Below are 14,858 nucleotides of genomic sequence, written 5' to 3' on the forward strand. Positions count from 1 at the left end.
TTTCACCGTGCGAATTCTCCACGTCATTCCCCATTATTATCCGGCCGTGAGATATGGCGGCCCGATCCGCTCGGTACACGGTTTGGCGGCGGCGAGCGCTGCGCTCGGCCACGACGTCCACGTCTATACGACCAACATCGATGGGCCATCGGTCTCGAATGTCGCTGTCGGCGTGCCGGTCGACCGGGACGGGGTGAAGGTCTGGTATTTCCCGATCGGATTGGGGCGAAAAGTCTTTCGCTCAGCCGGGCTCGCGCGAGCCTTGCGGGCGACGGTGGCGTCATTCGACATCGTGCACATTCACTATGTCTGGACGTGGCCGACCGTGATCGCCGCGGCGGCTGCACGGCAGGCGGGCGTCCCCTATGTTCTCTGTCCGCGCGGCATGCTGGTGGCCGATCTCATCCGGCGGCGGAACGGCCTCGCGAAAAGGATCTGGCTGCGCCTGTTCGACCGCCGGACGGTTGCTGGCGCGGCTGCGATTCACGTCACCGCCGAGTCTGAGGCGGCCGATGTCGCGGCGCTCGGACTTAACCCGCGCCGCGTCGCCGTGATCCCCAACGGTATCGATCTCCCGCGCGACGCTCTCTCGCCGGATGGCGGCGCGATGCCTGCGGCTGTACCCGCGGGTGATCGCACCGTGCTTTTTCTCGGGCGTATAAATTGGAAAAAGGGCCTCGACCGGCTCATTCCAGCCATGGCGAAGGTTCCCGGCGCCCGCCTTGTGATCGCGGGCTACGACGAAAACGGATATCAGTCCCACGTGGCCGAACTCGCCGCAGAAGCGGGCATTGCAGAGCGCACCGAGTTTCCCGGCCCGGTAGAGGGTGCTGACAAATGGTCACTTATTCGGAACGCGGCCTGCCTCGTCCTGCCGTCCTATCACGAAAATTTCGGGATGGTCGTGATCGAGGCAATGGCCGTCGGGTGCCCGGTTGTCGTGACCGAAGAAGTGGGCCTCGCCGCCACCGTCCGGCAGGCGGGCTGCGGTCTTGTTGTTTCCGGTGATGCGGATGCACTGGCTTCGGCCATAGCGCACATCCTGCGGGATGAGGCGGCGCGCAGCGCCATGAGCGCGGCCGGTCCTCTTGTCGTGCGCGAGCGGTTCTCGTGGGAACGGATCGCGCATCAGGCGGACGATCTGTATCGCGAATGTCTTGGGCAAAATGCCGTTGGCCGAGAGCACCCTCTCGGCACGCCTGTATCGACGGCGGTGCGCTTTGCGCCTGAGACCGGGACGCCGGTCTTGCGATAAGATCACGCTCGAAGTTTCGATCAGCTCCAAACAACCCGATCGGTGAAGCAAAGCGAAAACGCCTAGCGTCGTGCCGTAAAGCACGTAGAAAAGCGGGGCGGGCGCCCTGATCGGCACGCCCGCCCCGCTTGCTACTTAGAAGCCGAAGCCGATGCTCAAGCCGGGGCGTCCCCAGCCGTAGCCGCCGCCGTAACCGTAGTACGGCGAACCCCAGCCACCATAATACCCGCTGCGGTAGTAGCGGGGATAGCGCGTATAGCCGTAGCGATAGTACCGGTGGCGCGGGTAGTAGCCGTAGCGGTACGGGCGATAGCGATAGCGCGGAGAATAGCCATACGCGAACGGCGCGAAGAACGGGCCGCGATGGCCCCAGTGCCTGTAGCCTCGGCGGTGGCCGTAGTAGCGGCGATGGCCGCGCCAGTGCGCCTTTTCGACGCTCGACTGGGCGACGGACTGCGTCAGGATGGCGGCCGACGAATTGATGGGCGCTGCCGATGCCGATTGCACAGGCAACGCAAATGCTGCGGCGATCAGAGCCGCACCCGCGATGGTTTTGATTGTCATGTCGTGAACACCTCACTTGTCCGGCGCGGTATACGCCGCGCTCTTGTGGGGTGGACACGCCGGGCGTCGCGCAGTTCCCGGCGAAATTGTCTTAAAGTTTATCTGGCGCGTTGGAACCGCGGCAAGCCTACTGGCCAGCGTCCGACGCCGCCTTGTCGAGAAGCGCCGCCATATATTTCGATGGCGTCTGGCCGAGCGAAGCGGCCTTGTCGCGCAGCGCCTCGTACACCTTCGGCGAGATATCCACCTGCGCCAGGATCGACGAATCGCCGCCCGAGGAGATCTGGGACGCGAGCCGTTCGCGCAGCACCGCCTCGAACTTCCAGATGCGGGACGATTTTTCCTGCGTGCTGAGGTTCTTCGCGTCCGCGATGACGGGGCAATAAGCCGCCATCGCCGCGTTCAGGATGCTGGAATAGTCGATGCCGGGCCGCTGGGACTTGAGGCTCACGATCAGGCTCGTGATTTCGTTCGCCAGATCGGCGGAGTTGCCCTCGGTGAACACCTTCGCCTGCACCGGCGAAATCCGCACCTCGCCCTTGCCGATCTCGGGACACTCAAACCCGGCGGCAATCGATGCGCCGCTCGATGCGAAAAACAGCAGTGCACAGCAAATTTGCGTCGCGCGCTTCGAAGACGGGAAAACTGGCATTCGGCCCCTCACTCGCGTTTCCTTTCGGCTTCAGGCCAAGATAACGGATGCGAGGCCCCGTGCGGTGCGCTTTCAGGTTGCGTGCTGAAGACCGCGTTAAGCCGTAGGATGCGATCCTCCAGGCGGGCCAAGCGGCTTGACAGAGGGCGTCGACGGAGGGCACGCACTTGCAGGAAAGAAAGCGGGAGGTTTCGACCCATGACAAATGATTTGAAGGCGGTCATCGACGCCGCGTTCGAGGATCGCCAGGCCATCAGGTTCGGGCAGAAGGGCGAAGTTGCCGACGCGGTCGAAGCGGCGCTTTCGCTGCTGGACGAGGGCAAGGCGCGCGTGGCCGAGAAAGTCGGCGGCGAATGGGTCGTGAACGAGTGGCTGAAGAAGGCCGTGCTGCTCTCCTTCCGCCTGAACGACAACACGCTGCTGGGCGACGGCGAAGCGCCGGGGCCGTGGTGGGACAAGGTGCCGTCGAAGTTCTCTGGCTGGGACGAGGCGCGGTTCCGCGCCGCCGGTTTCCGCGCGCTGCCGGGCTCCATCGTACGCCGCTCAGCCTTCATCGAGCGAAACGTGGTTCTCATGCCATCCTTCGTGAATGTCGGCGCCTATGTCGGCGAGGGCACAATGGTTGACACATGGGCGACGGTCGGCTCCTGCGCGCAGATCGGCCGCCACGTGCATCTCTCTGGCGGCGCGGGTATTGGCGGCGTGCTGGAGCCGCTTCAGGCTGGCCCCGTCATCATCGAGGACAATTGCTTCATCGGCGCGCGCGCCGAGGTGGCCGAGGGCGTCGTCGTGGGCGAAGGCTCGGTGCTTTCGATGGGCGTCTATCTCGGCCAATCCACGAAAATCGTGGATCGCGCGACGGGCGAGGTTTTCTACGGCCGCGTGCCACCCTATTCGGTGGTGGTGTCGGGCGCGATGCCGGGCAAGCCGCTGCCGAACGGCGAGCCGGGTCCGTCGCTCTATTGCGCGGTGATCGTGAAGCGCGTCGATGAAAAGACGCGTTCGAAGACGTCGATCAACGATCTCCTGCGCGAATAGGGTGACGCTCGCGTCGGAACAAGAAACCGGGCTTTCCGCTCAACGATCAAGCGCGGAAGGCAAAAGGCGCCAGAAGCGCGATGGAGAATCCAATGGGCTGGGGCGAGGTGTTGTTCGGCTTTCATGGCCGCATCAACCGGCTGACTTATTGGGGCGGAAGCCTCGCGGCAACGGCGGCCGGTCTCGCCTTCGCGGCGCTCTTGTCATGGCTCGCCACGGGCGACCCGCTTTCGCCCGCGGTCTGGCAGCGCCCCGCCGACCAATCGGGCCTGTGGGAGCCGGTGTGGCTCAGCTATTTCGCCTTCATCGCCTGGCCGATGAGCGCGCTGTCCGTGAAGCGCCTGCATGACCGCGACCTGCCGCGCTGGCTCTGGTATTCCTATTTCGCGTTCTCGATGGCCATGGCGCTTGTGCCGATGAAGGAGTCGCTCGACGCGGACACGCCCGCCTCATCGGGCCTCCTCGCCGCGATACTTACGGGCTTTTCGATCTTCATGTTCGTGCAACTGAGCGTACTGCGCGGCACGCCCGGCCCGAACGCGCATGGCCCGGATACGCTGCCGGCCGGATATTACGGCGGCGATCATGACATCTGGAGCATATTGTTCGGACTGGAAGGCCGCTTGAGTCGCGCTCATTGGTGGCGGGCAACGATGCTTGTCAGCACGATCGCGCTGACGGTTATGACGGCCTCGGTCCTCTTCCTCGGAGACTACCTCGACCGGCACCCGGAAATCGTCCAGAACATGAACAACCGGGATTGGCTCAATAGCGCCGAGGCAAAGCCGGTGGCCGCCGAGATCGCGCGATGGATGTTCATACCGGGGATCGTCTTCTGCGTCGCGTTGTGGAACCTGCTCGCACTCGGCGTGAAGCGCCTGCACGACAGGGGACTCTCCGGCTGGCTCATCCTGCTCGTCATCGCGCCGTTCTTTGCCCTTGGCCTTGCGCCGGGCCTCGCCGCGCAAGCCGCCATCGGCGAAGGCGGGGTGAATTTCCTCGGGCTGCTGTTTCTCGCGTCCCTGATTTGGGGATTCCTTCAGTTCGGCATCTTGCAAGGCGAAACGGGGCCCAACCGATACGGACCCGATCCGCTCGCCGGAAAGCCGTGAAAGCGCCAGCCGCCGCCGCATAGCCGCCCACGAAAAGCCTGAAAAGGCGGCTTTCGTTGCAGGAGAAGGCTCGACCCGGAAGGTCGGCCCACAGATCATTTCCTGCAAAACGAATAGTCAGTTTCAGCGGCGGGAAGGCACCACATGCCCCGTTTCGTAACCCTTGATGAAACCGAAGTCATCAAGTCTGCCTATCAGCTAAAGAACCGCGTGGCTGAGCGCTTTCCCGATCGCGGGCTTACCCGCGAGGCCACGCGTCTCGCCGAGTACGCGCACGCCATCGCTCAGGAAGCGCATTTGCTCGCGAAGCGCAACGTCGCGGCGGATTTCGTCATCGGCGCGCTGACGATGGTCGGCTTCGCGGTCACGGTCTTCATCCTCGCTCGCATTCCATGGATCGAAATCCAGTTCGCGAAGCAGCAGGAATTCTTTCAAGCGATGCAAGGCGTCAGCGCGGCAATCCATGTCGCCGTCTCCGTCGCCCTCGTGATCTTCTTTGTGACGACCCGCGCCACCCGAATGAAACGGAAGAAGGCGCTTCGGGGCCTCCATAGTCTTCGCGCTTTCGCCCACGTCGTCGACAGTCACCAGATGAACAAAGACCCGGCGGCCATGGCGGCGAACCTGCCGCCCACGCGGTCCTCGCCCGACCGCGACCTCAGCCCGCGCGAGTTGCTCCGCTATCTCGAATATTGCTCGGAAATGCTGTCACTCATCAGCAAGTTCGCCGCGCTGTACGCGCAGAGCATCCGCGATCCCGTCATCTTCGACGCGGTGAACGACATCGAACAATTGACGGCGTCCCTCAGCAACAAGATCTGGCAGAAGATCATGATCCTGCACGGGTCGCTGGCGAGAGAGCCGCATTCGCAACAGATCCGCCTGCCGGAAACGGGATTCGCGCCTCAATCGCCCATCGCCATGAGCCAACCGCAGAACGGTCCGCCGGTTGAGGTGATCCCCTGACCGGTTCCGCGTTGTTGAACACAATAAAAAGCCTATCGCCCAAGGAAAGCCGACGCATGACAAGCGCTACAGAGTATGCACAGACCCTCATTCGCTGCGAAAGCGTCACGCCCGACGATGCCGGCGCGCTCGCCTATCTCGAACGCGAGCTTGGCGCAGCGGGCTTCGCCTGCGAGCGGCTGCGCTTCAGCGAACCCGGAACGGCCGATGTGGAAAATCTTTACGCCCGCCTTGGCGACGGCACGCCGCATATCTGCTTCGCGGGCCATATCGATGTCGTGCCGCCCGGCGACGAAGCGGCGTGGCGGCTTCCGCCTTTCGCGGGCGAGATCGAAAACGGCGTGCTGTACGGGCGCGGCGCGGTCGACATGAAAGGCGCGGTCGCGGCCTCGCTGGCGGCGGCGCTGGAATATTTGCGCGAAAAGCCGGACCTCGTCGGCTCCATCAGCTTCCTCATCACCGCCGACGAGGAAGGGCCGTCCATCAACGGGACGCGCAAGGTGGTCGAGCGCCTCATCGCGCGCGGCGAACGCCCCGATGCTTGCGTGCTCGGCGAATGCACGTCCGAGGACGCCGTTGCCGATACGATCAAGATCGGGCGTCGCGGCTCGCTCGGCGCGGAACTGATCGTGCGCGGCGTGCAGGGCCACGTCGCTTATCCGCACAAGGCGCGCAACCCTCTGCCCGCCCTCATCGACGCGCTGACGCGCCTCAAGGCGCGCCGCCTCGACGACGGCAGCGAGCATTTCCAACCGTCGAACCTGGAAATCACCACCATCGACACCGGAAACAAGGCGACGAACATCATTCCGGCGCAGGCGAGCGCGCGCTTCAACATCCGCTTCAACGATCTCCACACCGCGCCCCAGCTCAAGGCTTGGATCGAGGAGGAGGTGGCCGCTGCGCTGCTCGATACCGGCGTGGAGCACACGCTGAACTTCGATCAGCCATCCGACAGTTTTCTTACGAGCCCCGGCGGGTTCGTGAAAATGCTGGGCGCAGCGGTTCAGGCCGAAACCGGGCGGGAGCCGGTGCTGTCCACGGGCGGCGGTACATCGGACGCGCGCTTCATCAAGGATATGTGCCCGGTCGCCGAACTCGGCCTCCTGAACGCCACGGCGCACAAGGTGGACGAGCATACGGCAACTGCGGACATCGAGACGCTCGCGCGCATCTACAAGCGCTTCCTGCACCTCGCCATCGGATGACGCGCGCGGCGTGTCACCGTCGGGCGAACATCCCGCGCACGAGATAGAAAACGACGGCGGCGATCCAGATGGCCGCCGCAATCGCCCCCGCGATCATGGCGAGGAGCGCGATGAGGAAGAAGCCCATGCCCACGGTATAGAGCACCGGCCCCGCGTCGAAACCGCCGATGAGGCAGGGTTGCGCGCCGCTTTCGTCGAGGCGGCAGCCCGCGAAATGCGCGACGCTCGCGGCGAAGATCACCGGGATCATCGGCAGCACGGACAGCGCGAGGATCGCGATGGCCGCGCGGCGGAAGCGCCTGCTTCGCGCCGATAGAGGCTTTGCTTGTTTGCCGATTTCGCCTTGCATCCGCCCCTGCCCGTTTGAGACGCCCATCATATAGGCCGAAACGGGGCGGCCGTCAGTCGGTACCCGACCTCCGCCGCCGAAACGCAAGCACCGCGCCATGGATGACAAGCGCAGCAAACCACGCTGCGAGCGCTATGGCCCCGATCTGGGTGGTCGCGATGGCGAGCCAGCCCATCATTGCCATGGTGTAGAGCGTCGGGCCCCAGTCCTCCCCCGCGATGACGCACGGGTGAATGCTGCCCTCGTCGAGCGCGCAGCCCGCGCTTCCCGCGATGGCGGAGGCGATGGCCGCCATCGTCCTGTTTGCACGGTTCCGCACGCATCCATATTACACTTTGCAAATCAGTGCGCTATCGGCCTTTTTCGTCCGCACGCCTCTTGATTTTTCCGCATGCTTCCACGAAATATTGTTAGTAGAAAAGCAGTAGGGAGCGGCGGACATGGCGAAGGGCATTCACAGACTGAGCGCGGCCGAAGTGCGAGCCGCGAGCGAACCGGGCCTCTATGCGGACGGCGGCGGGCTTTTCCTTCAGGTGAGCAAGTGGCAAACCAAGGCGTGGCTGTTCAAGTTCACGCTGAACGGCCGAACGCGCGGCATGGGGTTAGGCGCGTTCCATATGTTGACGCTTGCTCAAGCGCGTGCTGAGGCCGTGCGGTTGCGCGATAAGGTGCGAAGCGGCATCGATCCGATTGAAGAACGCAACGCGGCCAAGAACACTGCGGGCGAGCATGTTATAACGTTTGAGGAAGCCGCGAAGAAATACCTTGTCAAGAAAGAAGCTGAGTTTCGCAACGAAAAGCACGCGAAGCAATGGGCAAGCACGCTCGAAACCTACGCCATGCCGATAATTGGAAACATGGATGTTGCCCACATTGAACTACAAGACGTTGTTCGCGTGCTGACACAAGAGATTGACGAACACGGCGCAACACTCTGGCATGACCGGACGGAAACGGCTTCGCGATTGCGCATGCGAATTGAAGGCGTCCTTGCATGGGCGACGGTATCCGGGCACCGCACGGGCGATAACCCCGCGCGCTGGAGCGGCAACCTGAAGGAGCTGCTGCCGCGACCGGGCAGCATCGCGGTCAAGGGCCATCATCCAGCTGTCGCCACTGCCGAGCTGCCCACATGGTTCGCCGCGCTCAAGAGCCGCGACGGCTTGGCAGCGCTCGCGCTTCAATTCCTCGCGCTCACGGCTGCGCGGTCTGGCGAAGTGCGCGGCGCGACGTGGCAGGAGATCGATTTGCAGGCCCGTACATGGCGCATCCCCGCGTCGCGCACAAAGACCGCGCGCGAACATGTCGTGCCTCTCTCGAATGCCGCTGTGGCGCTGCTCGCGGCGCTTCCGCGCACGAGCGAGGCCTTTGTGTTCCCAAGCACCAAGGCTGGGGCGCCGCTTAGCGACATGTCGCTTTCAGCCGTCATGCGGCGAATGCCCGGCTTCGTTGATCCTCAATCCGGCCGTCCGGCCGTGCCTCATGGCTTGCGGTCAAGCTTCCGCAGCTGGTGCGCAGAACGTGGCGTGGATCACGATCTTGCCGAACTTGCGTTAGCTCATGCTGTTGGCAATAAAGTTAAGCGTGCATATCAACGTAGCGACATGTTTAAAAGGCGTGTTGAACTTATGGAAGCTTGGAGCGCTGTTCTGTGCGATGTTGAACAAGCGAACAATGTAATTCATCACGTGTTTAGAAACGAACATTGAATGAGTACTTGCGTTGTTTATAACGTACAGATTTTCCTTGACTTTTTATTCGGCCGTTAACCTTTTTTTCTTGACGAGTGTCACGGGCGCGAATAAACCTAGGGTAGTTCTTCACGCTACCTATGGGGGCTTCTCAAATGCTTGTGCTTCTTCGTCGCGATGACGTTCGCGCCCGCCTCGGGTGCAGCGTCTCAAATCTCTACAGCCAGATGGCCGCAGGTATGTTCCCGCGTCCGATAAAACTTGGCCCGAAATACTCAGCATGGCCTGAGTATGAAGTCGAAGCGATCATCAAATCTCGCGTGGCGCTGTACACCGATGAACAGGTTAAGAAACTTGTTCGCGATCTTACTGCAAACCGAACTGTCATTATGAAGTAGGCGGATGGATCATCCGCCATTTTCACGTGCAAGTCGTTGTTTTTGATAATGTTTTTAATGCGTTGCTCTGGCTACTTATACTGTACTCACAAATGAGCACGTCATGACCGGCAATCCCTACACAAAACCTTTCGGCCTGCTTGGCGATATTGCCGATTTTGTTTACTGGCATTCGGCGCGTCCTGTTCCTGAAATTGCCTTGGCAAGCTCCATCGGGCTTATGGCCGGAATATGTGGCCGCGCCTATAACATCTCGCATGACGGCCTCAACCAATACGTGCTGTTGCTTGCCCCGACTGGTACGGGCAAGTCGTTTATGGCGTCGGGCGTCGCCGCGCTCATGCGGCCTGTGGTCCAGATCGTGCCCGCTGCCGCTCAACTCATCGGCCCCGCGAATTTCGCGAGCAAGCAAGCGCTCGTGAAGCATATCGCCCAAGCGCCGTGCTTCCTCTCGATCTTCGGCGAGTTCGGATTGCAAATGCAGCAGATGACGCGGCCGAATGCGCCGACGCATCTCGCGGGCCTTCAGGAAATCCTTCTCGACCTTTATGCCAAGAGCGGGCGTCACGGCGAATTGCGCCCAAGCGTCCACAGCGACCGCGAGAAGAACACCGCGAACGTGGTCGCGCCATCTTTCAGCCTGCTAGCCGAAGGCACGCCAGAGACGTTCTATGCAGGCCTGAGCGAGACTTTGATAGCGACAGGGCTTCTGCCGCGCTTCCTGCTGATCGAATACACCGGCAAGCGCCCGCCGCTGAATGAAAGCCCTACGCACGAGCCTTCGCCTGAACTGGTTCAACAGCTCGCTCAACTTTGCGAACACTCGTTCAAGCAAGCTGCGGAACCTGTCACGGTTGAACTTGATACAGAAGCGAAGCGTCTCGCTAAACAGTTCAACGAATTTTGCGACGGCGAAATCAACAAGGATGGTGCAAGCGAAGTCACGCGGCATTTGTGGAACCGTGCCCACATGAAGGCTCTCAAGCTCGCTTCCCTTGCTGCTATCGGTGTTCATCCGTGGTGCCCGGTCATATCAGCCGAGCAATTCAAATGGTCGGTAGATATTGAAGTTTACAACGTGCGCAATCTCCTGTCGCGCTTTGAAAAAGGCGAAGTTGGCGAACAGGACGACGACGCCGCGCGCATTAACAAGTTGCGTGAGATAATAAACAAATATCTTGAAAGCCCATCAGAAAAGTTCAGGTCGGCGGGCTTTGAAGAAATGCATAAGAACATGATTATTCCCGAACGCTTTTTGCAGCAACGCACGGCGAACATTGCAGCGTTCAAGAACGCACGTAACGGCGCAACGAAGTCGCTCAGAGAAGCCATTCAACAGCTAATAAATAATGGAGAAATTATTAAGGTGCGTAACCACGAATTGCCCAAATATACGAACAGTCATTCGGTTCTTTATTGGCCCGGGGAAGAAAGCAGTGCTCACAACGGACTGATCAAGAACGCCATGGCGGCGAGGCGGCGCCTCAAGGGGATTTTCGACGGCGCTCCGCCCGGTGACGTGGTTTAGGCCCGGTTTAGGGCGTTTCAGGTGCCGTTTAAGGAATAGGTGCCTGATTTTATTGGATGTTTTAGACTTTTAGGGTTTTACGTTTATAAATGTATATATCACGCTATATACCATATAGGTTGTATATAATAATAATAATAATAATAATAATAATAATAATATAAAACATAAAACATAAGCCAAAGAAGCCAACAAAATCAGGCTTTTCTCGTGTTTTAGGGCGTTCGCAAACAGGGTTAAACAGCTTAAACCAGCGCCGCCCGCCCCCTTGTGGGCATGAGGCCGAACAAAGGAGCGAACACGTGACGACTACAGCCGCAAGTCTCAAAGGAAGGATGAACTAACGTGAGCAAGAAACTCTTTCACCGTGTCACGGGCAAGCGCCCGAACGAGCCGAAGATTGAAACGCGTCACCGTAACTACGGTAACAAGATTGAAGGCTTCATGCATTATGTCGCGCGCAGCCATGATTGCAAAGATGATCGAGGCAAGCGAGAAGTTTTTTATCAAATTCTCTGTATCGGACTGCTTGGCGTGTCATTGAACTGCCGACTGCGCGAAAATGGCAATCGCATTGTTGAGACTGCGTTGCGTTCGTTGCTCAATGAGAACAAAGAGTATTTCGAGAACGTAGCATGGGGCAAGAATGACTTTGACGAGTTTGTCAAAGAGTTCATCGAACACGTTCTTGCATCGCCGGACTTTTGCCGCGTTGTCGAAGACAATCTGTTTGATTATTCAAAACGAACTGTCGCATACGAGCTGACAGAGTTCCCGAGCGTTCCGGCCGAACTGCGCGAGCATCCGATGCGGAGCTTGGCGCGATACCTTGATGAGCTTGAGATTGCCAAATTTGCCGATACAGCGCGCCTGAAGGCCGAAAGCGAGAGCGGGCGGCTGCGGCGCGCCGTGGCACTCTTTCGCGTCGGTGAGGCCGTATTGCCCCGCGAGAGCTGGCAAGCGCGGGTGAAGCTCGTTTGCAGTGGCGAAGAAGCCTCGGGCGATCCCTACGAGAAGTTCATCGAGCCGCTCACGTTCTGAGCGAGGGCGGGCACTGTGGGCATAGGCCCGCCTTAATCGTTAATAAGATATTGTCTTTGGTCAAAAAAGTCAGTATAAGCTTAGCTTATGGCTAGTTTCGCGTATGCGCAAAATTACATAGCATGCGATGGATAAAGTGGAAATCGACACACGCCCCCCTCCACAGAAGAAACAACGCGTAAGAATACGCCTCGACAACGCGTGCGATGTTAGACGCGAACTTGCACGGCTGTACAGGCAAGCACGCATGAACGAAGTTGACGTTGTTGATGCTTCACGACTGGCCAATATTCTTAGTTTGTTGCTTAGAGCTATCGAAACAAGCGCGCTTGAGCAGCGTGTCGAGGCACTGGAAACGAGATGACATCGCGCGTTCTCCGCAATCGCGTGTTGAAAGTTGAAGCGACGCGAAACAAGCAGCGCAACAAGCTTCGACCGACAACAGTTGTCGAAGTTTGTTATCGAACAGGCGAATGGATAACGAAGCCGCCTTACGCTCGCAGAGTAATGCTCGTGAACGAGTTTGGAACAGCAGCCGAACAATGGGAAGCTGCACTTGCTGAACAGCAAGCGAAGTTGATAGGAACAAACTAATGTCTATTGGAAAAAGCAACCGTCTCATTAACACGCCAAACGCCATTGCTATCGTTGATGGGCTGCAACTCAACTCTATTCTGAGCGCAAAGCTTGGTGTGCCGAGCGCATTCGGCAATGTCGGCCTGAAGGTAGCAAGCCTGCATGCGACCGTGAAGCAGGCCGCCGAGCGTGTTGCCGCGCTCGCTAACGATCAAACGCGAACCGAAGTCTCGAAGCATGCAGCGGCGAAGAAACTGGCGACCGAAGCCGTGCGCGCAATTCGCAACGTACAGGCTGAACTTAAGGCGCACGCGGAGCGGTTAAACCGCGAGGCCGCGAACAAGGCACATGAGATTTTCGCACCACGTCCGGGCTATGCCCACATTGAAAGCGAAATTCGCGTGTGGGTGAAAGAACAGGCGAAGACCGACGCCGGTATGAGCAAGATCAAGCATCTGATTGCGAACGATAAGGATGTTGCGAGCGTTGTTTTCCACTCGCCAAACTTCCTTCTCGGACTTGCCGATGAAACGCACGCATCGTTCATGCACAGCATTGTGCAGAAATTCGCGCCGGAAGCGACGCGAATGTTTGCCGAAGCGGCGAACATTGAACACGTGTTGCCGAGCTATGACAGGACGGCATACGACATCGAAGCTAGCTTTTACAATTCGGCGCTTGCCGATAAGGCGAACAGCCGAGTGGAGGTTTAAATGAACGCGAACGAACAGCTAACCGAACTTATAAATTGGATCAAGGCCAGCTCAAAAAACTGGCGCGCACCTATGGGCGCTTTTGTCCCTAAGGGGCCGTATGCAACCGTGGTGCCGACAGGCGAGCATGATGCGCCGCATCCCGATCTTGCGGAAGCCGTCGCGCGCGGGCACGTGCCCCTTCTCACTGTGGGCACGGCAACGAGCTTTGGCGATCTGAACGCAACGGTGGCGGACCAAGACACGCCTGAGATGCGCGCCATGCATATCGCGTGGAAAGTGCAGGGGGGCGCTTTGCCGCCTGTCGTGCTGTTGGGCCTCACGAGCGCAAACCAGAGCATCATGGCGGCGCTTGAAGCGGCCGGGCTTGTGGGCATCGATCCGGCCGCGCGCGGCATTCTGGCGTTCCCGCTCTACGCGTTTCCGAGCGACGTTGGCGCGCGCATCACCGCACGCTTGCCGGTGCTTTAGGCCGCGCTATCGCTATGACTTTCTGTTGTAGAAAGTTAGTAGAAACGCCGAAATCGCAAAAAACTCAATGAAATCAAGGGTAGATGGCGGAGGCGATGGCAGCCAGTATCATCGGCGAAACCGCGAACAGCACGATAGAAGCAAAGGCGAGCGCGTATCCCAAAGCAAGCCACCGCACACCGCCGCGCCGGGGACTCGCTCCGTCAGCGCCGCTCACGGTCAGCTCCGGCCGGCGTTGTCCGCACGGGGTTGGCCATTATCATATCGTGGTCCGAAGAGCTTCCGCTTCACCGCGAAATAGCGATGATTGCAATTTTCCCCTTCGTACTCGACGAAAATAAGGTCGCGCCGCGAGGCAATGAAATCCTCCGACGCTTGCGAGTGCAATTCAATATGCAAGGGGACAATGCGGGCGACGATCCGTTGCCAAACTGGCATCAAAAACCTCGTTCAGGATTTCGAGGTTTTTATCGCTATCAATCTAGGGTTGCAATGACGCGCCTTATTCTCTCCATAGCTAAATCGGAAGCCTGTGGAAAGTCCGCGCCCGAAAACAGCGGCGCACGAAGCTCCGAGGCGGGGAGATCGGCTGGGCGCCCGAGCGTCCGCGCAGGCCCGCTGGCGTCGCTGGAGCTTAAAGAAAGAGGAAGCGCGGCGTGCGCTGCTTGTAGTCAGCGTAGACGTCGCCGTAAGCGCGCTCCAGCCACGGCTCTTCCGTATAGGGCAGGACCACGTAAACGAGGATCGCCAGACCGCAGAGCACGGCGGATTGCGCCGAGCCATTTGCGAGGCCGGTGCCGAAAAAGCCGAGGATCGACGCGACGTATTGCGGATTGCGGCTGAAGCGATAGAGGCCACCCGTAACCAGCCCCTCGTCCGCGCCATAAGTGTTTTCGATGCCAAGATCGAAATAGCCGTAGATCGTGAAGCCGAAGCCGATCACCACGCAGATCATGCCCGCGAGGAAGCGCCACGTGTCGGGGCCACCCTCGGGCCACCCAACCGTGAGGATCGAAAACAGCAGCGTCAGCCCGAGGCCGCCCCGGAACAGCGGCCAGAAGGTGTAATGCTGCCAGCTTCGCTCAGCCGGCGTCGGCCACAGCTTGAACCTTCTGGAGAAGATGGTCAGCAGGAGAAGGGCGTTGAGCGTGACAAGCGAGGCCACGGCCACGTCGAAGATGTACATGAGATAGCTTGGCATGTCGAAAGCCGCTACAGCAGGAATGTATCAACCGCGTGACAGGCGCGTCACCAAAGATTTGCACCAAGCTGCGAGACCGGGTCAAGCCCTCACTG

At 59.8% G+C, this 14,858-nt stretch carries 16 protein-coding genes; 11 read left to right on the forward strand and 5 right to left on the reverse strand.

The annotated features are described in order from the left end of the window. The first annotated feature begins 7 nt into the window (after window positions 1–7). Window positions 8–1,255: a glycosyltransferase gene (locus tag RVAN_RS15640; RefSeq protein WP_013420684.1), complete on the forward strand. Its 1,248-nt coding sequence runs from the start codon at window positions 8–10 to the stop codon at window positions 1,253–1,255. A gap of 135 nt (window positions 1,256–1,390) precedes the next feature. On the opposite strand, the gene RVAN_RS19270 is transcribed toward RVAN_RS15640, so the two are convergent. Both RVAN_RS19270 and RVAN_RS15650 read right to left on the reverse strand, forming a co-directional pair. Continuing rightward, on the reverse strand, window positions 1,391–1,819 hold the full coding sequence (locus RVAN_RS19270) for a hypothetical protein (RefSeq protein ID WP_013420685.1): 429 nt from the start codon (window positions 1,817–1,819) through the stop codon (window positions 1,391–1,393). A gap of 127 nt (window positions 1,820–1,946) precedes the next feature. Continuing rightward, window positions 1,947–2,471: a hypothetical protein gene (locus RVAN_RS15650; protein WP_013420686.1), complete on the reverse strand. Its 525-nt coding sequence runs from the start codon at window positions 2,469–2,471 to the stop codon at window positions 1,947–1,949. 198 nt (window positions 2,472–2,669) lie between these two features. On the opposite strand from RVAN_RS15650, the gene dapD reads away from it, so the two are divergent. The 4 genes from dapD to dapE all read left to right on the forward strand — a co-directional run bounded on the left by dapD (window position 2,670) and on the right by dapE (window position 6,795). Further along, window positions 2,670–3,509: a 2,3,4,5-tetrahydropyridine-2,6-dicarboxylate N-succinyltransferase gene (gene dapD / locus RVAN_RS15655; RefSeq protein ID WP_013420687.1), complete on the forward strand. Its 840-nt coding sequence runs from the start codon at window positions 2,670–2,672 to the stop codon at window positions 3,507–3,509. Between the two features lie 80 nt (window positions 3,510–3,589). Next, window positions 3,590–4,621, forward strand: coding sequence for a DUF805 domain-containing protein (locus RVAN_RS19275; protein ID WP_081449498.1), 1,032 nt, complete (start codon window positions 3,590–3,592; stop codon window positions 4,619–4,621). A 144-nt stretch (window positions 4,622–4,765) separates the two neighbouring features. After that, complete coding sequence (locus RVAN_RS15665) at window positions 4,766–5,587, forward strand: hypothetical protein (protein ID WP_013420689.1); 822 nt, start codon at window positions 4,766–4,768, stop codon at window positions 5,585–5,587. Window positions 5,588–5,643: 56 nt separating this feature from the next. Next, entirely contained in the window at window positions 5,644–6,795 is a 1,152-nt protein-coding gene (gene dapE / locus RVAN_RS15670; RefSeq protein WP_013420690.1) for a succinyl-diaminopimelate desuccinylase, read from the forward strand. A 13-nt stretch (window positions 6,796–6,808) separates the two neighbouring features. Here dapE and RVAN_RS15675 read toward each other — a convergent pair whose 3' ends face one another. Next, complete coding sequence (locus RVAN_RS15675; RefSeq protein WP_013420691.1) at window positions 6,809–7,144, reverse strand: hypothetical protein; 336 nt, start codon at window positions 7,142–7,144, stop codon at window positions 6,809–6,811. Between the two features lie 52 nt (window positions 7,145–7,196). Beyond that, entirely contained in the window at window positions 7,197–7,439 is a 243-nt protein-coding gene (locus RVAN_RS15680) for a hypothetical protein (protein WP_013420692.1), read from the reverse strand. Window positions 7,440–7,584: 145 nt separating this feature from the next. Here RVAN_RS15680 and RVAN_RS15685 point away from each other — a divergent pair, with 145 nt between their 5' ends. The 6 genes from RVAN_RS15685 to RVAN_RS15710 all read left to right on the forward strand — a co-directional run bounded on the left by RVAN_RS15685 (window position 7,585) and on the right by RVAN_RS15710 (window position 13,562). Next, on the forward strand, window positions 7,585–8,853 hold the full coding sequence (locus RVAN_RS15685) for a tyrosine-type recombinase/integrase (RefSeq protein WP_013420693.1): 1,269 nt from the start codon (window positions 7,585–7,587) through the stop codon (window positions 8,851–8,853). Between the two features lie 137 nt (window positions 8,854–8,990). Beyond that, on the forward strand, window positions 8,991–9,233 hold the full coding sequence (locus RVAN_RS15690) for a helix-turn-helix transcriptional regulator (protein ID WP_013420694.1): 243 nt from the start codon (window positions 8,991–8,993) through the stop codon (window positions 9,231–9,233). A gap of 103 nt (window positions 9,234–9,336) precedes the next feature. Next, window positions 9,337–10,761, forward strand: coding sequence for a DUF3987 domain-containing protein (locus tag RVAN_RS15695; RefSeq protein WP_013420695.1), 1,425 nt, complete (start codon window positions 9,337–9,339; stop codon window positions 10,759–10,761). A 345-nt stretch (window positions 10,762–11,106) separates the two neighbouring features. After that, on the forward strand, window positions 11,107–11,802 hold the full coding sequence (locus tag RVAN_RS15700) for a hypothetical protein (protein ID WP_013420696.1): 696 nt from the start codon (window positions 11,107–11,109) through the stop codon (window positions 11,800–11,802). A gap of 593 nt (window positions 11,803–12,395) precedes the next feature. Then, on the forward strand, window positions 12,396–13,091 hold the full coding sequence (locus tag RVAN_RS15705) for a hypothetical protein (protein ID WP_013420697.1): 696 nt from the start codon (window positions 12,396–12,398) through the stop codon (window positions 13,089–13,091). Between the two features lie 72 nt (window positions 13,092–13,163). Continuing rightward, complete coding sequence (locus RVAN_RS15710; protein ID WP_155942483.1) at window positions 13,164–13,562, forward strand: hypothetical protein; 399 nt, start codon at window positions 13,164–13,166, stop codon at window positions 13,560–13,562. A 634-nt stretch (window positions 13,563–14,196) separates the two neighbouring features. Here RVAN_RS15710 and RVAN_RS19280 read toward each other — a convergent pair. Next, window positions 14,197–14,763: a methyltransferase family protein gene (locus RVAN_RS19280; protein ID WP_013420700.1), complete on the reverse strand. Its 567-nt coding sequence runs from the start codon at window positions 14,761–14,763 to the stop codon at window positions 14,197–14,199. Between the last annotated feature and the right edge of the window lie 95 nt (window positions 14,764–14,858).

The organism is Rhodomicrobium vannielii ATCC 17100 (assembly GCF_000166055.1).
In the GTDB taxonomy this organism is placed as follows: Bacteria; Pseudomonadota; Alphaproteobacteria; order Rhizobiales; family Rhodomicrobiaceae; genus Rhodomicrobium; species Rhodomicrobium vannielii.